25 protein-coding genes are annotated in these 19,545 nt (G+C 38.8%); 15 read left to right on the top strand and 10 right to left on the bottom strand.

Features of this window, described 5'->3' with window-relative positions:
* Positions 1-289: 289 nt before the first annotated feature.
* The 5 genes from mltG (at position 290) to IMZ31_RS13250 (ending at position 5,779) form a co-directional block, all read left to right on the top strand.
* On the top strand, positions 290-1,408 hold the full coding sequence (mltG, locus tag IMZ31_RS13270; RefSeq protein WP_207527806.1) for an endolytic transglycosylase MltG: 1,119 nt from the start codon (positions 290-292) through the stop codon (positions 1,406-1,408).
* Between the two features lie 120 nt (positions 1,409-1,528).
* Positions 1,529-2,167, top strand: coding sequence for an O-methyltransferase (locus tag IMZ31_RS13265; RefSeq protein ID WP_207527805.1), 639 nt, complete (start codon positions 1,529-1,531; stop codon positions 2,165-2,167).
* A gap of 127 nt (positions 2,168-2,294) precedes the next feature.
* A complete protein-coding gene (gene udk, locus IMZ31_RS13260; RefSeq protein WP_207527804.1) occupies positions 2,295-2,927 on the top strand; it encodes a uridine kinase in 633 nt (210 codons plus the stop codon).
* 185 nt (positions 2,928-3,112) lie between these two features.
* Positions 3,113-3,589, top strand: a complete 477-nt coding sequence (gene greA / locus IMZ31_RS13255) for a transcription elongation factor GreA (RefSeq protein WP_207527803.1) — start codon at positions 3,113-3,115, stop codon at positions 3,587-3,589.
* A 477-nt stretch (positions 3,590-4,066) separates the two neighbouring features.
* Positions 4,067-5,779 (top strand): peptidoglycan D,D-transpeptidase FtsI family protein, encoded by a 1,713-nt coding sequence (locus IMZ31_RS13250; protein ID WP_207527802.1) that lies wholly within the window; start codon positions 4,067-4,069, stop codon positions 5,777-5,779.
* Between the two features lie 7 nt (positions 5,780-5,786).
* Here the strand turns inward: IMZ31_RS13250 and IMZ31_RS13245 are convergent, their stop codons facing one another.
* A complete protein-coding gene (locus tag IMZ31_RS13245) occupies positions 5,787-6,029 on the bottom strand; it encodes a hypothetical protein (RefSeq protein WP_207527801.1) in 243 nt (80 codons plus the stop codon).
* Positions 6,030-6,201: 172 nt separating this feature from the next.
* Between IMZ31_RS13245 and IMZ31_RS13240 the strand changes: the two genes are divergently transcribed.
* From IMZ31_RS13240 to IMZ31_RS13230, 3 genes are all read left to right on the top strand, one after another.
* Positions 6,202-6,954, top strand: a complete 753-nt coding sequence (locus IMZ31_RS13240; RefSeq protein ID WP_207527800.1) for a YrrS family protein — start codon at positions 6,202-6,204, stop codon at positions 6,952-6,954.
* A gap of 55 nt (positions 6,955-7,009) precedes the next feature.
* A complete protein-coding gene (mtnN, locus tag IMZ31_RS13235) occupies positions 7,010-7,702 on the top strand; it encodes a 5'-methylthioadenosine/S-adenosylhomocysteine nucleosidase (RefSeq protein WP_207527799.1) in 693 nt (230 codons plus the stop codon).
* A gap of 70 nt (positions 7,703-7,772) precedes the next feature.
* Positions 7,773-8,006 (top strand): YrhC family protein, encoded by a 234-nt coding sequence (locus tag IMZ31_RS13230; protein ID WP_207527798.1) that lies wholly within the window; start codon positions 7,773-7,775, stop codon positions 8,004-8,006.
* A 45-nt stretch (positions 8,007-8,051) separates the two neighbouring features.
* Here the strand turns inward: IMZ31_RS13230 and IMZ31_RS13225 are convergent, their stop codons facing one another.
* The 9 genes from IMZ31_RS13225 to IMZ31_RS13185 form a co-directional block, all read right to left on the bottom strand.
* On the bottom strand, positions 8,052-8,207 hold the full coding sequence (locus IMZ31_RS13225; protein WP_207527797.1) for a hypothetical protein: 156 nt from the start codon (positions 8,205-8,207) through the stop codon (positions 8,052-8,054).
* 71 nt (positions 8,208-8,278) lie between these two features.
* The gene (gene sigK, locus IMZ31_RS13220) at positions 8,279-8,998 is read right to left on the bottom strand and encodes an RNA polymerase sporulation sigma factor SigK (protein WP_207527796.1); all 720 of its coding nucleotides are present in this window, start codon (positions 8,996-8,998) and stop codon (positions 8,279-8,281) included.
* 209 nt (positions 8,999-9,207) lie between these two features.
* Positions 9,208-9,576, bottom strand: coding sequence for a monovalent cation/H(+) antiporter subunit G (gene mnhG, locus IMZ31_RS13215; RefSeq protein ID WP_207527795.1), 369 nt, complete (start codon positions 9,574-9,576; stop codon positions 9,208-9,210).
* Complete coding sequence (locus IMZ31_RS13210; RefSeq protein ID WP_242705720.1) at positions 9,557-9,850, bottom strand: Na(+)/H(+) antiporter subunit F1; 294 nt, start codon at positions 9,848-9,850, stop codon at positions 9,557-9,559. The genes mnhG and IMZ31_RS13210 overlap by 20 nt, the downstream gene beginning before the upstream one ends.
* A 16-nt stretch (positions 9,851-9,866) precedes the next feature.
* Positions 9,867-10,343: a Na+/H+ antiporter subunit E gene (locus tag IMZ31_RS13205; RefSeq protein ID WP_207527793.1), complete on the bottom strand. Its 477-nt coding sequence runs from the start codon at positions 10,341-10,343 to the stop codon at positions 9,867-9,869.
* Between the two features lie 6 nt (positions 10,344-10,349).
* Positions 10,350-11,831, bottom strand: coding sequence for a Na+/H+ antiporter subunit D (locus IMZ31_RS13200; RefSeq protein ID WP_207527792.1), 1,482 nt, complete (start codon positions 11,829-11,831; stop codon positions 10,350-10,352).
* On the bottom strand, positions 11,824-12,162 hold the full coding sequence (locus tag IMZ31_RS13195; protein WP_207527791.1) for a Na(+)/H(+) antiporter subunit C: 339 nt from the start codon (positions 12,160-12,162) through the stop codon (positions 11,824-11,826). The genes IMZ31_RS13200 and IMZ31_RS13195 overlap by 8 nt, the downstream gene beginning before the upstream one ends.
* 1 nt (position 12,163) lies before the next feature.
* Complete coding sequence (locus IMZ31_RS13190) at positions 12,164-14,497, bottom strand: Na+/H+ antiporter subunit A (protein ID WP_207527790.1); 2,334 nt, start codon at positions 14,495-14,497, stop codon at positions 12,164-12,166.
* Between the two features lie 190 nt (positions 14,498-14,687).
* A complete protein-coding gene (locus IMZ31_RS13185; RefSeq protein ID WP_084599643.1) occupies positions 14,688-14,828 on the bottom strand; it encodes a sporulation histidine kinase inhibitor Sda in 141 nt (46 codons plus the stop codon).
* Between the two features lie 416 nt (positions 14,829-15,244).
* On the opposite strand from IMZ31_RS13185, the gene IMZ31_RS13180 reads away from it, so the two are divergent.
* Genes IMZ31_RS13180 through rsfS form a run of 7 tightly spaced genes read left to right on the top strand, consistent with a single transcriptional unit; the run spans position 15,245 to position 19,544 of the window.
* Positions 15,245-15,781 (top strand): YqeG family HAD IIIA-type phosphatase, encoded by a 537-nt coding sequence (locus IMZ31_RS13180; RefSeq protein WP_371825503.1) that lies wholly within the window; start codon positions 15,245-15,247, stop codon positions 15,779-15,781.
* Positions 15,769-16,869, top strand: coding sequence for a ribosome biogenesis GTPase YqeH (yqeH, locus tag IMZ31_RS13175; protein ID WP_207527788.1), 1,101 nt, complete (start codon positions 15,769-15,771; stop codon positions 16,867-16,869). The genes IMZ31_RS13180 and yqeH overlap by 13 nt, the downstream gene beginning before the upstream one ends.
* An 18-nt stretch (positions 16,870-16,887) precedes the next feature.
* Complete coding sequence (gene aroE, locus IMZ31_RS13170) at positions 16,888-17,736, top strand: shikimate dehydrogenase (protein ID WP_207527787.1); 849 nt, start codon at positions 16,888-16,890, stop codon at positions 17,734-17,736.
* Positions 17,730-18,020 (top strand): ribosome assembly RNA-binding protein YhbY, encoded by a 291-nt coding sequence (yhbY, locus tag IMZ31_RS13165; RefSeq protein ID WP_036785681.1) that lies wholly within the window; start codon positions 17,730-17,732, stop codon positions 18,018-18,020. Before aroE ends, yhbY begins: the two co-directional genes overlap by 7 nt.
* 14 nt (positions 18,021-18,034) lie before the next feature.
* On the top strand, positions 18,035-18,604 hold the full coding sequence (locus IMZ31_RS13160; RefSeq protein ID WP_207527786.1) for a nicotinate-nucleotide adenylyltransferase: 570 nt from the start codon (positions 18,035-18,037) through the stop codon (positions 18,602-18,604).
* The gene (yqeK, locus tag IMZ31_RS13155) at positions 18,591-19,172 is read left to right on the top strand and encodes a bis(5'-nucleosyl)-tetraphosphatase (symmetrical) YqeK (RefSeq protein ID WP_207527785.1); all 582 of its coding nucleotides are present in this window, start codon (positions 18,591-18,593) and stop codon (positions 19,170-19,172) included. The genes IMZ31_RS13160 and yqeK overlap by 14 nt, the downstream gene beginning before the upstream one ends.
* A gap of 3 nt (positions 19,173-19,175) precedes the next feature.
* Positions 19,176-19,544, top strand: a complete 369-nt coding sequence (gene rsfS / locus IMZ31_RS13150; protein ID WP_207527784.1) for a ribosome silencing factor — start codon at positions 19,176-19,178, stop codon at positions 19,542-19,544.
* Position 19,545 lies beyond the last annotated feature (1 nt).

Genomic DNA, 19,545 nt, shown 5'->3' with positions numbered 1-19,545 from the left:
CGAGATCCCGCAGAGAGCGAAAGCGTTCGAGGAAGCTCCTAATAAAAGAGGGGAAGTTCGACTAAGGTCGTCACATCAATAGCCAACGTCGAACGACCCCACATCGTGTGGGGCCACAGGAAAGCGAGTGTTTTCCCCGGCCCTCCTTAAACTCATTCCAAGTAAACAAAAACGTTATTCTGAACCCATCCAAGACACAACAGAAATCAAAAGATGTAAATTTTCAGCAAATGATAGAAACATAAAGGGGAATTATAGTATAATATAGCGGATGGAAGGAGGAAATGTCATGTCTTCGTCGAATCATGATGATCCAATGAAAGATAACCAAATCAAGCGCAGTGCGGAAGCGAAAACTGTTCGTAAAATCGTAGCCATCGTACTCGCTGTAGTTATAACGGTAATAGCTGTTGTTGGGATAACGGGGTATGTCTACATAAGCTCTGCTTTAGAACCGGTAGACCCAGATGACACGACAAAAGAAAAGGTAGAAATTCCAATAGGTTCTTCCGTGTCACAAATAGCCTCCATTTTAGAAGAACAAAATGTGATCAAGGATAGTCGTGTGTTTCGATTCTATGTGAAGTTTAAAAACGAATCTGGATTCCAAGCAGGTGAATATTCTTTCACCCAAGCTATGACACCTGAGGACCTCATTGAAGCATTAAAGACAGGTAAAGTTGTAAAAGATCCTTTATTAACGGTGACAATACCAGAAGGAAAAACGATTGAACAAATTGCTGATATTTATTCCAAAAAGACAAGCATTAAAAAAGAAGAATTTATGAAGCAAGTCAATGATCCTGAGTATATTGAATCGTTAATTGATAAACATCCGTCTATTCTAACTGAAGCGATTCTAGATCCGGAGATCAGAACGCCTCTTGAGGGATATTTATTTGCTGCAACCTATGATTTCTATGAAGAAGATCCTTCAGTAAAGACAATTGTAGAGAAAATGATTAATAAAACCGAGACGGTTCTAGAACCATTTATTGCTAATATGAAAGATCGTGGATTAACTGTTCATGAAGGGGTTACTATGGCTTCGCTGGTAGAGAATGAAGCTAAGACGAAAGAAGATCGCCAAAAAATTGCGGAAGTGTTTTACAACCGGTTAGAAGAAGGGATGCCTCTTCAAACAGATCCAACGGTGTTGTATGCATTAGGTGAACATAAAGATCGCGTATTGTACGAAGACTTAGAGGTGGAATCGCCTTATAACACCTACCATGTAAATGACTTGCCAATAGGGCCGATTTCGAACTTTGCGGAAAATGCAGTTGAAGCAACTGTAAACCCAATGGATTCCAACAATTTATATTTCTTAGCTGCTTCAGATGGTACAATTTACTATTCTGAGACGTTAGATGAGCATAACAGAAAGAAAAATAAATACATTAATTAATATTTGTAGGGATGTGAGGGCAAAACCTCTCGCATTTCCTACTTTTTTTATGCTAAAATAAGAGGGTTGTGACAAACCAAGAATATATGATTAAATTCTATATTAAGGGGGGAAAGAGGTATGATCGATCCAAAATTAGAAAAATATTTGATGCAAACTATTGACCAAAGAGAAGAAGACATTGTGGCAATAGAAACTTACGCAAATGAGAATCATGTACCGATTATGGAACCCTTAGGGATAGAATTTTTGCAGCAAATGATTCGAATTAAACAACCTGCACGAATATTAGAGATTGGTGCAGCAATTGGATATTCTGCTATTCAAATGGCAAAGAGCTACCCAAATTGTGAAGTTGTATCTATTGAGAGAGATGAACAAAGGTATAATGAAGCTGTTCGCAATATAACTAAACTAGGTTTAGAAAATCGTGTCCAAGTATTGTTTGGAGATGCTTTTGATTTAGCAGATCGTTTAAAAGCAAAAGGGCCATTTGATGTATTGTTTATTGATGCAGCTAAAGGCCAATACCAAAGGTTCTTCGAATTATTCACGCCAGAGCTAGAGTCAAATGGTATGGTTATTTCTGACAATGTCCTATTTAAAGGATTTGTTGCAGATGATCCAGCTGATGGTTCTAATATTGCTAAAATTGCTCGTAAAATCAGGACCTATAATGAATGGCTCGTACAGCATCCAGAATACCAGACCACAATAGTTCCAGTTGGAGATGGAGTAGCTATTAGCGTAAAGAGATAGAAAAATAAGAAAGAGGTACTTCCAGTGAGTTAAATATTGAGCTTTATCATGATTAGTTAATGAACTCAGTATGATAATTCTATTGCCTCATAACATAATCGTACGAACAATCGAAAGGAGAAGCAGCATGAGTGATAAGCCCGTAGTCATAGGTGTCGCTGGTGGAACTGGGTCAGGGAAAACAACCGTTACCCGTTCTATTATTCAGCAGTTCACTGACAAAACAATCTTGATGATGGAACAAGATTATTATTATAAAGATCAAAGCCATTTACCTTTTGAGGAACGTCTAAAAACCAATTACGACCATCCACTCGCTTTCGATAACGATTTACTAATCGAGCATGTACAAAAGCTCATCCAAAAAGAATCAGTAGAAAAGCCGGTGTATGATTACAAAATCCATACACGTTCGGAGGATGTGATTCCAGTTGATTCTAAAGATGTCATCATTCTAGAGGGAATTATGGTTCTTGAGGATCCACGTCTTCGTGATTTAATGGATATAAAAGTTTTCGTTGATACGGATGCAGATGTGCGTATTGTTCGCCGTCTTTTGCGTGATATTAAAGAGAGAGGCAGAACAATTGACTCGGTTATTGAACAGTACATCAACGTTGTACGCCCTATGCACCTTCAATTTGTAGAGCCAACAAAACGGTATGCAGACATCATCATTCCAGAAGGTGGTCAAAACCATGTTGCAATCGACTTGATGGCCTCTAAAATCAAGACCATTATCCAAGAAAAGGGAAAATAGAGCATAAATAGATAAAATTGTTGAAAACGGATTAAAAATCTGCCATGATATGTGGTAGTAGTTCTAGAACGCCAATTTCTTTTATAAAATAATAACGTTTAGTTTGAGCGCACAGCTATTGTGCCGCTCATTTTTATATAAGGATTTGGGTATTTCTTTTGTATTGTATGAAGGAGTGATTGAGGATGTCTGAAGAAAAAAGTTATTATATGACCGAAGAAGGTTTGCAGAAGTTAGAGGACGAACTGAAGTATTTGAAAACAGAAAAGCGTCAAGAAGTTGTGGAACGTATTAAGATAGCTCGTGGTTTCGGGGACCTTTCCGAGAACTCAGAGTATGACGCTGCTAAAGATGAACAAGCATTTGTAGAATCACGTATTTCCCAAGTAGAAAACATGATCCGTAATGCAGAAATCATCGAAAGCGACGCTGGAAATAGTGACGAGGTTTCGCTTGGTAAATCAGTCACATTCCAAGAACTCCCTGACGGTGATGAAGAAACATACACAATCGTCGGAAGTGCAGAAGCTGATCCGTTTGAAGGAAAAATCTCAAACGACTCTCCAATGGCTAAAAGTCTTTTAGGACATACTATTGGAGAAAAAGTAACAGTCGCTACACCTGGTGGCGAAATCAACGTTAAAATTGTTAATGTTGAATAGTAAATAAATACAGACAAGCCCATCGGAGTCCCTCTCCAATGGGCTTTTTTATGTGGTTATTGTTTAAGATAATCTTGTTCAAGGACCAGGATTGTTGAACAATCTAGTTGAGAGAATGTTTCCGTTTGCGTTGTTAGCGCGTGAGGTGTTTCGGGAAATCACTCGCTTTCCGCGGCGAGCTGGGGAGCCTCCTCAGTCGCATTCGCTCCCTCCGGGGTCTCCCCTAGGCTCCTACTGCCGCAGGAGTCTCGCAATTTCCCGAAACACCTCTGCCAAATATGGTGTAACGGAAACATGCCGTATTAGGGAGCCTCGCAACTCTCACCACCTTACGCTCAAATAAAGCAATGGAAACATCCTCCCAGCTTCAAACTTCCTATAAAAAAAGTCTTATATGGGAATACCGAAGAGTTACATGGATACGAGGGGTTTAGTGCGTCATTAGACTGGAGATAATGATGCGTGAGGTGACGCGTTGTGAAGGTGAAGCGAACGATAGTTGTAGCCATAAGTTTAATCTTTTTATTTAGTGTTCTTTTATATAGATTAGCTGACATCCAATTAATCTCAACCGAGCGGTTCGGTAAGAAAGATGTTAATTTATTAGAAGCCAGTGTTGATCAGCGAACTCAGTCTGTGCTTCTTCATAACGGGCGGGGGAGTTTCTTGGATCGTAATGGAGTTTCAGTAACGAACCCCCCTCAATTAGACGTTGTATTCTTTCCGTTTCTTAAAGATATAGATGTTCCAATTGAAGAAGTAGCGGCATTAGTTAATGAACCTTCTTGGAAATTGAAGCAATGGATTAATCAAAGCGTGGAGCCGTTCTATATGTCAGATCAATTAGGCCGTACATTAACCAATGAGGAATATGAAGCTTTTCAAGATCTTAATTTCCCTGGAATGATTTCAGTGAATAGAGCGAAGCCAGGCGATCCTAAGGTGGCAACGCACTTTTTAGGGGTGGTAAGAAGCAAAGGGGCGTCAGGATTAGAGGAGACATTTGAAGAATTCTTATCGTCTAAAGATGAAGAAAAGTTATTATATCACGTAGATGGGAAAGGGGATCCTTTGTTTGGACTAAATGTAAACTATTTAGGACAGCAAGATCCATATTACCCTGTTCAGGTTAAAACGACCCTTGATCTTGAGCTCCAGCAACAAGCTGAAACATTAATTGATGCTTCAGGTATGGAGGAGGGCGGATTAGTATTAATGGATATAGATACAAGAAATGTTCTCGCTATGGTCAGTCGTCCCAAAGTGGACTCAAATGATCCTAATAAATATGAAAATCATATGATAAAAAGTTATTCCCCTGGTTCTGTATTTAAAACAGTTGTCGCTGCGGCTGCCATTGAGCACCCTCACGTAAATATAAGAGAGACATATAATTGCAATTTAAGTATAAATGAAGGGAAAGAACCGAGTCGTTCCCTTGGTTTTTTAACATTTGAAGAAAGCTTTGCGCAAAGTTGTAATTACACATTTGCTAAGATTGCCAATGAAATGATGGCTCATGATGAAGATGTGCTTGAGAATTATGCCGCTAAGCTTGGTATAACAGATTTTGTTGGATGGAATGGGGATCTATTCCGTCTCAAGGATTTTAAGCAATTTGGGCGCGAAGATCGTAATCAAATATGGGGAGCTGACCCACAGAAAATGGTGCCACTAGCTATTTCACAAACTGCTATTGGTCAATTAGATGTTAAAATGAGTCCTCTATCCATGACAAATATGATGGCGACGATTGCTTCTGATGGGATCAAGAAGGAAGTTCGTGGTGTGACGGATATACTATATAAGAATGGGTCAGAATTTATCACATTTCCTGAACATAAGGATTTGGATAATCGTCTTTCCTCATACAGTGCTTTAAAGCTTCAAGAATTGTTGCAACAGGTACCTACTGCTCAAGGTACAGCCGGTAAATTACAAGGGTTGAACATAGCAGGGAAATCAGGTATCGCAGAAGTAGAAAATGAGGATGGTATGAAGAAGGAGATTTTTCACCACTGGTTTGCAGGCTATTTTCCCTACGATAAACCTGAGTATGCTATGGTTGTGGTTACATTGAATTCCAAACCATCAGAACCTACCTATTCAGTATATAAAGACATGGTCTCCTATATATATGAACAAGAAAATAAGGAAGAAATGAAAAGAAGGGACCCTGCTTTTGAGTAGGCTCCCTTCAGGCGTGTAATGGGGTTGCATAAAATGAGACGCAAAAGTGTGATGCCAAGATGTTTCGTATAAATGTTTCTTTCTCTAAACTGATAATAAACTCAAACACAATCTTTTCATCCACATCGTATACTTCCATCGTAAACCCGTTAAGGAAGTAGATGCATAAACGTTTGTCTTCTTTACAGTATCCGATTTTGCTGAAATGAGATAAATTCCAAGCTTTTTTGTTAAAGTTAGTCACGTTCATTTGCTCCACCACCTTTTTTCTATACCTGTACACATTATATTAGACAAATTATAATCTATTCCTCCATTTCATCAAAATTAGTAAACAATCGACAAAAAAACACAAAACCTTTGTTAGGATATCTTGGTTCTATCCATTTTGCATAGTATAATGAATCAAAGGGGGAAGAAGAATGAGTCGAGTGAATCTTTATGAAAAGAAGCGTAAGAATACAAAGTTAGTGACAGGCTTTAGTACTTTGGCGATTGTATTTGCAGTCCTATTGGTTGGCATAATTGTATGGCCATTTGGTGGTAATGAAGCGAAGGAAGATGGCAAGCAGGTAGAAGTGAATTCTGTGAGTCAAGATGATGAAGTAGATGAAACAGATGCTAATAAACAAGAGGATGAGCAGGAAGGTACAAAAGAAGAGGCTACTCAAACAACTCAGGATTCACCTTCCGATGAAAAAGAAGAAGCCTCAAAAGATGAACAAGCATCAAATGGGGAAGAGGATCGTTCAGATTCAGAATCAACAGAGGATTCAGAAGAACAAGAAGGAACAGAAGAGGAAACAGTAGATTCTGATGAATACATAGAGATTCCTTCGGTTACAAAAGAAGATAATGTTATTGAAGTGTATCAAGATAAATGGCAAGCGATCCAGACAGAACAAGAAGGTAAACATGTAGCAACATTTGACGATACGACTCAAGACTGGAATGAAATGTTAGATTCAATTTACCTAGGTTCTGGACTTTCGAAGGATAATTCTACTTTATGGATGGTACACAATGGTGGGGATAATCAAACAGCTGTAGCTACGATCTCTGATAAAGCTGACCAAAAGACTTATCGAGTGTACACAGCATGGGTGGAAGGGAAAGGATGGAAGCCCATGAAGGTAGAAGTCATAAAAGAAAATAAATATAAGTCTCAGTCTTAGGACGAGCAGCAAGTTTCGTATAAAGGCGGCTTAGGATATAAAGGGAGAGATAGAATTGACAATTGGTATTATTGGAGCAATGGATGAAGAAGTAGAACTATTAAAAAGTAATATGGTGATAGAACACGAAGAAACGGTAGCCAGTTGTACGTTTTATAAAGGTCAATTAGAAGGAAAAGATGTCGTTCTAACTAAATCGAATATCGGGAAAGTAAACGCAGGTATGGCGACAACGATCTTACATGAGCGTTATCAACCTACTCATATTATTAATACGGGATCAGCAGGTGGATTTGCTAAGGAGTTAAAAGTAGGGGATTTAGTCATTTCTTCTGAGGTACGCCACCATGATGTGGATGTGACAGCCTTTAATTATGAGTACGGGCAAGTACCTGATATGCCTGCCTTTTATGAGCCTGATGAAGAACTTGTACAAGTTGCTGAAATAGCTGCTAAGGAGTTACCTGATCTTCATACAGTGAGAGGTTTAATTGCAACGGGTGACGCGTTTATGCAAGAAGCTAAACGTGTTGAATTTGTGAGAGGTAAGTTTCCTCAATTACAAGCTGCTGAAATGGAAGCGGCTGCGATTGCGCAAGTTAGTCATCATTATGGAACGCCTTTTGTAATCATTCGTTCTTTATCTGACATTGCTGGTAAAGAATCAAATGTGTCATTTGATCAGTATTTAGAAACAGCGGGAAAAAACGCGGCAACTCTAATTCAAGGTATGCTTCGTCAAATATAATTCCAATATTTCACTAATCACCTCTCTTTGTATCCGTGTTATTATAATGGACACAGGGGGAGGTTTTTACATGAATACAGATAACTTGAAAGCAAGAATGGAAGACTATTCTCGGTTTATTATTACGTTGCTAATATTAAGCGTATATTTTTATCTTGGTACGATTATTACCACTTATTTAACTGAATCCAATCACGAGGTTCTTATGATGGGACTTACTTCCTTAAGTATGGGAGCGGCTTTTTTCTTCACTTTACGCTGGAAGAAGTGCAGACAAGCATTACAAGATCAGGAGTCTCAATAAAAAACAGATTCAATGGATATTGAATCTGTTTTTTATATACTACGTTTAAGCAAATCGGTAATAATAGTATCCTCCGCCTAGCACTAGCAATAAGATAAGCAACACCACGGCTAACCCTAGACCATAACCGCCATATGGTGGATATGGATATGGTACGGGATAGGGGGTGTAAGGGTATCCTGTATAGCCACAATACCCCATAGGTATTCACCTCTCTTATAGGTATTTGCTATACCATATGAAAGAGCGGTGTGTTATGTGATAGACATTTCTTATCCGTTTTGGGAAGTGTTTTGATGTTCCTTTCTGTAAAACTCATGGAAGATCTTCATTAAGGCCCTTTTTTCAATTCGTGACACGTAGCTTCTCGAAATGCCTAATGTCTTAGCAATTTCTCTTTGCGTCATTTCTTCTTTTAACCCTAATCCATATCGACCAATAATAACTTCTTTCTCCCTCTTATCTAAGATTTGTAAGTATTCACGGATTTTTTCCACTTCCATATTTAACTGAATTAATTCTACAACATCTGCGTTTTCAGCTTTTAATATGTCGATTAAGCTAATTTCATTTCCTTCTTTATCTTGGCCGATAGGGTCTTGTAAAGAAACGTCTTTTTTAGTCTTCTTTAAGGCTCTTAAATGCATGAGGATTTCATTTTCAATACAGCGAGCCGCATAGGTAGCTAGTTTGGTGCCTTTGCCAGAAGAAAAGCTTTCGATTCCTTTAATCAAACCTATAGTTCCAATAGAAATGAGATCCTCGTTATCCTCTCCTGTGTTCTCGAACTTTTTCACAATATGTGCTACCAGTCGTAAATTGTGTTCAATCAGTCGATTTCTAGCTTCTTCATCCCCTTCTTGCATTTTTTGCAGGCATTTAGCTTCTTCTTCTGGTGGAAGGGGTTGCGGGAAGGCATGGTTTTTTACGTAGGATACGAAGAATAGGGTGTCTTTAATAAAAAGGGCTAGAGCAGACAATAAACTAGACAAGCGCATACACCTCCACATAAACATTTAGGCAATGGCCTATATAGTCACCTTATGCGCTTATATGGAGAAAAGTGTCTGTCCTGCATGAATTACACCCCAACCAGCCATATTAGCCCCATGAATGAAAGAATGTAAGCTATCTTTAACTGAATTATGAATCGGTATAACAAAAAAACCGTTCAGCTTAGTCAGCTGAACGGTTTTCTTAGTTATTTATCGTCTGATTCAACGACATTTTTGTAATCATCTTTAATACTGTGATCCCATAACTGAACTCCACTGCGATAGGCAGCTCTTGAGATCATATGACCGGATACAGGGGCAGTTAATAGAACGAAGATAATCCCTAATATTAATTTCCCGCTAATCATTCCGTGTTCAATATAAAGAAACAGAAAAGCTCCAATCATAATCCCAGATACCCCAAGAGTGGCACCTTTTGTAGCAGCGTGAAGTCTTGTGTATACGTCTGGGAATCTTATGATTCCAATTGAGCAGGAGATGATGAAGAAGGTACCTGCTAGTAAGAATACCATAATGATGAGATCCCAAACGATTTCAATCCATGTCCCGCTCAATAATAACACCCTTTTCTAAGAATTTTGCAATGGCTACCGTACCGATAAACAGCAAAATTCCAATTAGTAAAATAACATCGTTTAATTGTGCTGTAACAAGATAGATGGCAATCAATCCAGCAAGGGCCATAAGGTTAATCCCGATCGTATCTAGTGCAACTGCACGATCTGGGTTGGTAGGGCCAACAACAGCTCTGTATAACAAAAGGATGATAGAGATCGATGTTAAAACAATACAGATCTCCGTTACAATGTGCAACATATCTTTTGTCATTTCAACAGTTAACATCTTATCTTGTCACCTCCTTGATCGCTCGTTCGAAAGATTCCTTAATGGAGTTAATCTCAGCTTCTACATCTTCAATGTTCATAGCGTGAACATAAATATAAGAATGATCGTTTGAGATAGCAATAGATAGTGTACCTGGAGTTAGCGTAATTAAATTCGCTAACAATGTGATTTCCCAATTGCTTTTAAGGTCAACAGGTACTGCAAATATTCCTGGCTCCATATCTAACTTCGGTTTGTATACCCATTTTAATATCGTCACATTAGATAAAATGAGCTCTTTTATAAATAGTAAGATAAGGCTAATAATCTTAAGAAATCGCTTCATATAAAACTCATCTGGGATAAAACGCTGCAGTGTAAATAGCAGGAGGATCCCAAATAAATATCCAGTGAAGAAGCTACTGAATGTGTAGGATTCCTGAAGAAACGTCCACATAATAGCAATGATAATATTTAATACGATCTGAAAAGGCATATTGGTTTACTCCTTTAACACGGACTCAATGTATTGAGAAGGATCTAATAAGGACTTGGAGATCTCCTCAACAATTGGATAAACGGTTTCTGCTCCGACTCCTAAATAAATCGAGAAGAAGACAAGAAAAGCAATAGGCCATGTGAAGCCTCGCGCTCCTTTTTTATCAGGAGTAAATGTTTCGTCTTTCTCTCCCCAGAAGCCTTGAATGAATATGCGAATCATTGAGAAAAGGATGAGTAAACTTGTTAAAAGTCCAATAATTACGACTGCATATTGGTCCTCTTCTAAACCGCCTTGCATTAATAGGATCTTTCCAATAAATCCACTAAAGGGAGGAATCCCCGCTAATGTAATACTTGCTATAAAGAATAGCCATCCAATGACGGGATAATGATGAATGAGTCCATTCATCTTCCGTAAATCACTTGTTCCAGCTAATATTGCAATAGCACCAACGAGAAGGAAGAGGGCTCCCTTTACGATCATGTCGTGAATCAAGTAATAGACAGTTCCTGCTACAGAAGTTTCTGTAAACAAAGCAATTCCCATTAACATAAAGCCAACTGCAGGAATGATGTTGTAAGCCACAATGAGCTTGATGTTATGAGTAGACAGTGCGCCGATTACTCCAAACAACATGGTTAATGCCGCTAACCAAAGGAAGAGCTGGTGCGTAATCTCAACTTCGTGATGAAAGATAATTGTAAATGTTCTGAGGATCGAATAGATTCCGACCTTCGTGAGTAATGCTCCAAATAGAGCAGAAACAACGGGGTTTGGTACAATATATGACTTGGGTAGCCAATAATAAAGTGGGAATACAGCTGCCTTTGTAGCAAAAACAAAGAACAACAGAATTCCAATAGTAGTTAAGATCCCCTTCTGCTCAACTTCTTGTACGCGTTCAGCAACCTGCGCCATATTAACCGTACCGACTACGGAATATAAGAAAGAAATCACAGTTACAAAAAGCATAGAAGAGAAGAGGTTTAAGAGAACGTATTTCAATGATTCTCTTAATTGAACCTTTTCTCCTCCTAGTACAATTAAAGCATATGAAGCCATAAGAAGGACTTCAAAGAATACGAATAGGTTGAATAGATCCCCTGTTAAAAACGCTCCAGAGACCCCTGTAATAAGTAAGAAGAAAAACGTGTAAAAGTAATACGATTCCTTCTTATCACTTAACGACCTAGAAGCAAAGAATACGCAAGCAACAGCAATGATGTTCGTTGTGATCACAAGGAGCATTGCTAACATATCCGCTACTAATACGATTCCATAAGGTGCTTTCCATCCACCTGTTTCAAGAATGATTGTGCCGTTCTGATAGACATCCCAACCGATATATGAAACAACAATAAGGTTAAGGATGGCTACAATTCTTGAAAACAAACGGACCGCAGTCAGTTTTGTGTTGAAAAACGCAACGATAATACCTGCTAATAGTGGTAGTAAGATTGGTAAAACAGCTAAATTACTCATTTTCGTTACCCCTTAACTCGTCCATATTGTCGGTGTCATTCGTTTTGGCTGCGCGGTAAGCCAAAACAAGTAGGAAGCTCGTGACACCAAAGCTAATAACAATAGACGTTAAGATTAATGCTTGTGGTAACGGGTCGACGTAGTTCTCGACCCCTTCCACAATAATAGGAGGATTTCCTCGCTTTAACTTCCCCATCGTCAGGATGAAAAGGTGAGCCCCATGAGAGATAAGGGCTGTTCCTATGACAATGCGTAGCAACTGCTTCTGCAGTAAGTTGTAAACTCCTGTTGCGAAAAGAATACCCGCTAACAGGGACGTAATAATTTCCATCTTATTCTTTCGCCCCCTTCTTACGGCGAAGCTTTATCATGTTAAAGATCGCGAGTGCTGCAATCCCTAATACCGTAATTTCAAATAATGTATCTAATCCACGCATGTCAACAAGGATTACGTTGACCACGTTGTGGCCACCACCAAGTTTTACAGACGTTTCAAGGAAATAATCTGAAATAGGATCGAACCATTTACTGTTATAAGAAGATATGCCGACAATTGTCATCATGGCTCCAAACAGAATTGCTATAGAAGCGTTGATTAGTATTGTCCCTGCTGACTCGTGGCGCTTTCTAAGCTCTGGTAGATGCATAAATACTAGCAGGAATAAAGCAACCGTAACCGTTTCAATGATAAGTTGTGTTAATGCTAGGTCTGGAGCTCGGTAAAGAACGAAAAGTATGGCCAAGCCATAGCCCACAACGCCAAGTATTAAGATAGCTGCAATTCGGTTATTAGTAAAGATTGTAGCAAGTGCTGCTAACACCATCATAATAACAACTAACATCTCAGGGAAGGTAACGTCTTCTACATCTGTAGGGTTTAAAGCTAATCCATTCGTAAGAAGCATTGTACCGATTGTCCCAAGAAGGATAGCGATCAATAAGAGGCGTACATAACGTCTTAAAGATCCGTTCATATATCCGTTAGTAATCGTGCTTGAATACTTCTCAGTACGATCTACTAACCAGTCGTAAGCTTTGTTTAGGCTTAATGCACCTGGAACTGCTTTATATACACCAGACCAATAAGATCGGAAACTCACAAGCAGTGCGCCGAGTGCGACAACTATTAGTGACATATGAAGAGGTGTGCCGTCCCAACCATGCCAGAACTTAATGTGTTTCTCCATCGGTTCCCCTTTTACTGCTTCTGCTACATGATCAATTAACGCACTGTTAAATAACTCAGGAATTAACCCGATTGTAATGACCAAGAGCACAAGGATAATAGGGGAGATAAGCATTCCGATCGGTGCCTCGTGTGGCTTTTGAGGCAATTCTTTCTCTTTGTATTCTCCTCTGAATGTCCCAAAGAACAGGTACATGGAGTATACAAATGTAAAGATACTACCAAATACAGCTAGGTAAGGGATAATGGCAGCAAGCGTTTGTGCAAGACCTTCTCCTTTAAGATGCAAGGAAGCATCAAAGAAAAGCTCCTTACTGTAGAACCCATTTAGGAATGGTAAAGGAACGCCAGCCATAGAGAAAGTACCAAACACCGCTAGGGTGGCTGTAATAGGCATAAGCGTCATGAGACCGCCTAATTTGCGTATATCTCGTGTACCTGTTTCGTGGTCGATAATTCCTGCGACCATGAACAAGCTTCCTTTAAATGTAGCGTGGTTTAAGATATGAAATACGGCTGCAAATACAGCAACCTTCGTTCCAAACCCGAGCATAGCCATAATCATACCTAGTTGACTTATAGTGGAGAAGGCTAATATGCCTTTTAAGTCTGTTTGGCGAACAGCCATATAAGAACCCCAACATAAGGTAACTATTCCTACTGTGCTAACAATAATAAAGAACCATTCGCTCAGTGAGAAGATCGGTAAGAAGCGGGCGATTAAGAATATCCCTGCTTTAACCATTGTGGCTGAGTGAAGGTAAGCACTAACTGGCGTAGGAGCTTCCATCGCATCTGGTAACCAAATGTGGAATGGAAATTGTGCTGATTTTGTAAAAGCACCTAAGAAAATAAATCCTAATATCCAACCAAATTGTGGGCTGTTAATAATCGTTTCTTTCTGATCCATCATAGCCTGAATACTTGTGGTGTCTGTAACGATTGTTAAGAGTAAGAGTCCACCCAGTAAACTAAGGCCTCCAAATACGGTAATGAGCATTGATTTCAACGCCCCATACCTTGAGCCCTTTCTGTGGTTCCAGTATCCGATTAGAAGAAAGGAAGAAAGGGAAGTAAGTTCCCAAAACGTATAAAGTGCAAATACGTTATCAGAGAATACGACTCCGAACATGGCAGCCATAAACATAAGTAAATACACGTAGAAATGGCCCAACTGTTCACTCTTATGTAAGTAATAAACAGAATAGAGTACAACTAGAGAGCCAATACCACTAATGAGCAAACCAAATAATAAACTTAGTCCATCTAAATACAGATCGAAATTGATTTGTAAGGATGGGATCCAAGAATAAGATCGCTCAAAAGGAGAAAATTGTGTACCTACCTGCGTAATAAGGTAAACAAATATACTGAAGGGAATAGGTAGCACGAACCAGCCTGTGTGAATGGAGTCTTTCCATTTACTTAGGAATGGTATTAAACATGCTAAAATCAGTGGTAAAAAAATAGCGGTTAACATTCAGTCTAAGTCCTCCCTCGATATGAATAAAAGAATGTACCCTTTTAACATACGGTTTTCAAGATGCTTGATATCCATTCCATTGTAATAAAAATTAGAGGTAAGAAGCAACTTTATACTATTTAAAAAGAGTTTGACGATTTTGTGACAATTAAAAAAAGCCTATTGCTTGTAGCAATAGGCGGATTGTTTAGCTTGTTCGCTTAATATTCTGAATGATTGATCTCCGTTGTAGTTCTTCTTCAATTAGCTTAATAAATTCTGCGCTGAGGTTAAGTTCTGTGGCTTTATAGTATGATTCTATAAGCAATTCATCTGATAAATGTTCCATAGCAATCACCAACAATTTGTTGGCTTACACCTCCCGCAATTAATTTTACTTGACTATGTAGATTCATCTTTATATGTGATAAGATTATGTTTTGTTTTAGTGTGAACTAAATGTATCACGAATCATATTGCCCTACAACACCATGTATATCCACAACCATCTGTATATAAGTTGTGGGTAAACTGGTAAATTTGTACACAAATGGGATGGTTATCTTGTGTGTTTTGTGTATAGAGTTATCCACAACTGAAATGTTGTAGGAATTTGTCGAACGTTTTTTCTTCTAAATGAGTAGGTTGCACATAAAATATGCTTTTTTTCTATTTGAAAGTAAACTTTCTTTTGAAAGGGAATGATAAATTCTATATCATGGATAGGTGGTCCATTTGTACGGTAGTAGGCATAAAAACGAGGTGATAAAGGTGTTAAAGAAGTTTCTTCCAGATGAACATGTTCAATCTGTATTTGAAATTAGACCTTCCGAATTGAAGGAACGTGGAATTAAAGGAATCATTACCGATTTAGATAATACGCTAGTTGCTTGGGATCAAGCAGATGCAACACCAGAAATTGTACAATGGTTTAAATTAATGAAAGAAAACGATATTCAAGTAACAGTCGTTTCAAATAACAACGAAAGTCGCGTCACTTTCTTCTCTGAACCATTAAATATTCCCTTTATACACAGTGCAAGAAAGCCGCTTGGGAAAGCTTTTCGCAAAGCTAGGAAAGAGATGAATTTAAATAAGGAAGAAATCGTTGTTGTTGGAGATCAACTTTTGACTGACGTTTTAGGTGGAAATCGCGCAGATTATCATACGGTCCTAGTTGTTCCTATCGTTCAGACAGATGGGTTGTGGACAAGGGTCAACCGAAAAATTGAACGACAGATTTTAGGTTGGATGAAAAGTCGAGGAATGCTTAATTGGGAGGATAAAGAATGGAAAAAGTAATTTGTTATGGATGTGGAGCTGAAATTCAGACACAAGACCCAAAAGCTCCTGGATATGCTCCTGCTTCCGCTTTAGAGCGTGAAGAAGTTATTTGTAAACGATGCTTTCGGTTAAAGCATTATAATGAAGTGCAAGACGTTGATTTAACAGATGATGATTTTCTTCGGATGTTGAACCAAATCCGTGATACGGATGGAATGATCGTAAAAGTGATGGATATCTTTGATTTCAATGGAAGCTTTATTCAAGGTCTCCCCCGTTTCACAGGGAATAAGCCCATTATTCTTGTTGGGAATAAAGTAGATTTATTGCCGAAGTCAGTTAACCATAATAAAGTGAAACAGTGGATGAGACGTCTCGCTAAGGAACAAGGGCTTAAAGTGAATGATGTATTCCTAGTGTCAGCAAAGACCGGGGAAGGTATGGAAGAGGTCGCAGGATCAATTGAACATCAACGTCGCGGGAAAGATGTATATGTTGTTGGGTGTACAAACGTAGGGAAATCAACATTTATTAATCACTTGATTCAAGATTCTACAGGTGAGAAAGAAGCGATAACGACCTCTTATTTCCCTGGGACAACACTAGGATTTATTGATATTCCCCTTGATGAAAAGGCGTCACTATATGATACGCCAGGTGTTATAAATAGGCACCAGATGGCGCATTATGTATCAGAAAAGGACTTGAAAATAATAACGCCTCAGAAAGAAATTAAGCCACGGGTTTACCAGTTGAATGAGGATCAAACACTTTATTTTGGTGGGCTTGCAAGGCTTGATTTTACGAAAGGTGAGAAGCATTCTTTCGTCTGCTACTTTTCAAATCAACTAAACATTCATCGAACAAAGCTAGAAAAAGCAGATGAATTATATGAGACTCATTTAGGAGAACTACTTTCTCCTCCTGATATGGAAACAAAGTCTCAACTGCCACCTTTAAAGGCCCAAAGCTTTCAAGTTCTAGAAGATAAGACGGATATTGTATTCTCTGGCCTTGGCTGGATTACAGTGCCACATGGTGGAGTTACTGTGACGGCACATTTACCAGAAGGTGTGCGCGTTTCCCTTCGTTCTTCATTAATCTAAAAAGGTGGATGGTTAACTATGGGCTATTTATTTGGACTAGTGGGCTACCCAGCTAAACATTCCAAGTCTCCCTGGATTCATGAGCAATTTCTTAAAAAGCAAGGTGAACAGGGTGCTTATCGTATATTTGAAACAAGTCCTGATGTATTGAAAGATAAACTTCAGGCATTGAAAATGGTCGAAGTAGATGGCTTTAACGTCACTGTTCCATATAAGGAAGAGATTATTCCTTATCTTGATGAAGTTGACTCCTATGCATCATCTGTTGGTGCAGTTAATACTGTGCACGTTCAAGACGGAAAGTGGATTGGATATAATACAGATGGTAAAGGTTATGTTCGTTCCCTTGTTGAAGAATATCCGGATACAAACTTAAACAAAACCCGGGTGTTAATTCTTGGCGCAGGAGGAGCTGCAAGAGGTATTTATAGAGCGTTGGCGGAGGCTGGTGCCCCTGTCATTGATATCGCTAACCGCACAGCCTCACGCGGAGAAGCGCTACGCAAACTACGTTGTGAAAGCACGGAATCGTCTGTTCTTTCACTCGAAAAAGCTGAAGAGGGTCTTTCTAATTATGATCTGATTGTGCAGACGACCTCGGTAGGTATGACCCCTGATGAAAGTGGTCAAATTATTTCTTTACGTAATGTAAAGCATAATGCCATAGTAAGTGATATTGTGTATAAACCATTTGAGACCTCCATTTTAAAAGAGGCAAAAAATAGAGGAGCTCGTGTGCTAAATGGGCATGGTATGCTTATTTATCAAGCGGCGTTAGCCTTTGAACAATGGACAGAAACGTTTGTAGAAGCAAACGATATTGTAACTAAATTTGAACAGCAATTGAAAGGTGATACAACATGTTAACAGGAAAACAAAAACGATTTTTACGCTCGAAAGCCCACCACCTGAATCCGATTTTCCAAGTAGGAAAAACAGGTGTAAATGAGAATATGATTGATCAAATTTCTGATGTACTTGAAAAACGAGAGCTTATTAAGATCAGTATTTTGCAAAATTGCTTTGAAGATAAAGACGAAGTTGCGAAAGACATTGCTGATGGAGCAGAAGCTCACATTGTTCAAATCATCGGAAATACGATCGTTCTTTACAAAGAGTCAGATGAGAATAAGCAGATTAAACTACCGTAAAAAAGGAGTTTAGTATGAAGAAAATTGGATTGTTAGGTGGTACATTTGATCCTCCTCATATGGGGCATTTACTCATAGCAGAAGAGGTGTACCAAGAACTTGGGCTTGATGAGGTATGGTTCATCCCTTCGAATGACCCTCCTCACAAAACGGCAACCAATACAAAAGTGAATAATCGTTTAGAGATGACACAATTAGCCATAGATTCTAATCCCCATTTTAAAATAAATACCATTGAAATCGAACGATCTGGCACCTCCTATACGTTTGATACGGTTAAGACCTTAATTGATGAGTTTGAGGATATTCAATTTTATTTTATAATGGGAGGAGACATGGTTGAATACTTGCCAAAGTGGAACAGAATAGATGAACTAGTCGAAATGATCACATTTGTTGGAGTCAAGCGTAAAGGACATGAACTTACGTCTCCATACCCTATTCAAACCATTGATATACCAGTATTCGAAGTGTCTTCTACGTTTATTCGAGAACGAATTATGCAGGGTCGTTCAGCGCGGTATTTATTACCTCAATCTGTAGAATCTTATATAAAGGAGCGGGGATTGTATGGATCAGAATGAAGCATTAGCTATACTAAAGCCTCACCTAAAGCAAGAGCGCTATGATCATACAGTGAGGGTAATGGAGACTGCTATTCAATTAGCGAAGATGTATGAAGTAGATGAAAAGAAGGCAGAAATAGCAGCAATCTTTCATGATTATGCCAAATACAGACCGACAGAAGAAATGAAGAAATGGATTACTTCTACCTATTTACCAAAGGATTTGTTGCACTACCATCATGAGTTGTGGCATGGACCTGTAGGAGCGTTACTGGTGGAGAGAGAAGTTGGAATTACAGATGTAGAAGTACTAGATTCCATCCATTATCACACAACAGGCCGTACGCATATGACACCCTTGGATAAGGTGATTTTCCTGGCCGATTATATTGAGCCTGGTCGTAAGTTCCCTGGTATTGACGATGTAAGGGAAGCCGCTCAGGTGAGCTTGGATTATGGATGTTGGATGGCAGCAAAGAACACCATTTCCTTTTTAATGAGTAAAAATCAACCTATTTATCCTGATACATTTTATGCGTATAACGCTTTAACAAAGAGCAAGAATAACAAACAAGAAGGGAAGTAAAACATGGAAAGTAAGGAACTTATGAAAATTGCCGCGCAGGCATGTGAAGATAAACGAGCAGAGGATATTGTTGCAATGGACATGCAAAATGTGTCTTTAATTGCAGACTATTTTATTATTTGTCATGGAACGAATGAACGACAAGTTCAAGCGATTGCAAGAGGAATTAAGGAAGCAGCAGAAGAGCAGGGAATGACTGTTAAACGCATGGAAGGCTTCGAGGAATCTCGTTGGGTTCTTGTAGACTTAGATGACGTGGTTTGCCATATTTTCCACAAAGACGAACGTAACTACTACAACCTAGAACGTCTATGGGGAGATGCACCTTCTTATAGCATGCAAGAAATTACACCAAATCAAGACCAGGTGTAAT

The organism is Pontibacillus sp. ALD_SL1, from assembly GCF_017355605.1.
Note: the sequence above shows the minus strand (reverse complement) of the source record. Positions and strands in the feature narration are given on the sequence as shown.

Excerpts from the sequence above, each read along its gene's own strand:
- IMZ31_RS13200 (WP_207527792.1), bottom strand. The coding sequence starts at position 11,831 with ATGAGTAATTTAGCTGTTTTACCAATCTTACTACCACTATTAGCAGGT.
- yqeK (WP_207527785.1), top strand. The coding sequence starts at position 18,591 with ATGGATCAGAATGAAGCATTAGCTATACTAAAGCCTCACCTAAAGCAA.
- IMZ31_RS13245 (WP_207527801.1), bottom strand. The coding sequence starts at position 6,029 with ATGAACGTGACTAACTTTAACAAAAAAGCTTGGAATTTATCTCATTTC.
- IMZ31_RS13160 (WP_207527786.1), top strand. The coding sequence starts at position 18,035 with ATGAAGAAAATTGGATTGTTAGGTGGTACATTTGATCCTCCTCATATG.
- aroE (WP_207527787.1), top strand. The coding sequence starts at position 16,888 with ATGGGCTATTTATTTGGACTAGTGGGCTACCCAGCTAAACATTCCAAG.
- yhbY (WP_036785681.1), top strand. The coding sequence starts at position 17,730 with ATGTTAACAGGAAAACAAAAACGATTTTTACGCTCGAAAGCCCACCAC.
- IMZ31_RS13185 (WP_084599643.1), bottom strand. The coding sequence starts at position 14,828 with ATGGAACATTTATCAGATGAATTGCTTATAGAATCATACTATAAAGCC.
- greA (WP_207527803.1), top strand. The coding sequence starts at position 3,113 with ATGTCTGAAGAAAAAAGTTATTATATGACCGAAGAAGGTTTGCAGAAG.
- udk (WP_207527804.1), top strand. The coding sequence starts at position 2,295 with ATGAGTGATAAGCCCGTAGTCATAGGTGTCGCTGGTGGAACTGGGTCA.
- IMZ31_RS13240 (WP_207527800.1), top strand. The coding sequence starts at position 6,202 with ATGAGTCGAGTGAATCTTTATGAAAAGAAGCGTAAGAATACAAAGTTA.
- IMZ31_RS13195 (WP_207527791.1), bottom strand. The coding sequence starts at position 12,162 with ATGGAAATTATTACGTCCCTGTTAGCGGGTATTCTTTTCGCAACAGGA.
- IMZ31_RS13225 (WP_207527797.1), bottom strand. The coding sequence starts at position 8,207 with ATGGGGTATTGTGGCTATACAGGATACCCTTACACCCCCTATCCCGTA.
- yqeH (WP_207527788.1), top strand. The coding sequence starts at position 15,769 with ATGGAAAAAGTAATTTGTTATGGATGTGGAGCTGAAATTCAGACACAA.
- IMZ31_RS13190 (WP_207527790.1), bottom strand. The coding sequence starts at position 14,497 with ATGTTAACCGCTATTTTTTTACCACTGATTTTAGCATGTTTAATACCA.
- rsfS (WP_207527784.1), top strand. The coding sequence starts at position 19,176 with ATGGAAAGTAAGGAACTTATGAAAATTGCCGCGCAGGCATGTGAAGAT.
- IMZ31_RS13205 (WP_207527793.1), bottom strand. The coding sequence starts at position 10,343 with ATGCCTTTTCAGATCGTATTAAATATTATCATTGCTATTATGTGGACG.
- IMZ31_RS13210 (WP_242705720.1), bottom strand. The coding sequence starts at position 9,850 with ATGACAAAAGATATGTTGCACATTGTAACGGAGATCTGTATTGTTTTA.
- IMZ31_RS13230 (WP_207527798.1), top strand. The coding sequence starts at position 7,773 with ATGAATACAGATAACTTGAAAGCAAGAATGGAAGACTATTCTCGGTTT.
- IMZ31_RS13265 (WP_207527805.1), top strand. The coding sequence starts at position 1,529 with ATGATCGATCCAAAATTAGAAAAATATTTGATGCAAACTATTGACCAA.
- mltG (WP_207527806.1), top strand. The coding sequence starts at position 290 with ATGTCTTCGTCGAATCATGATGATCCAATGAAAGATAACCAAATCAAG.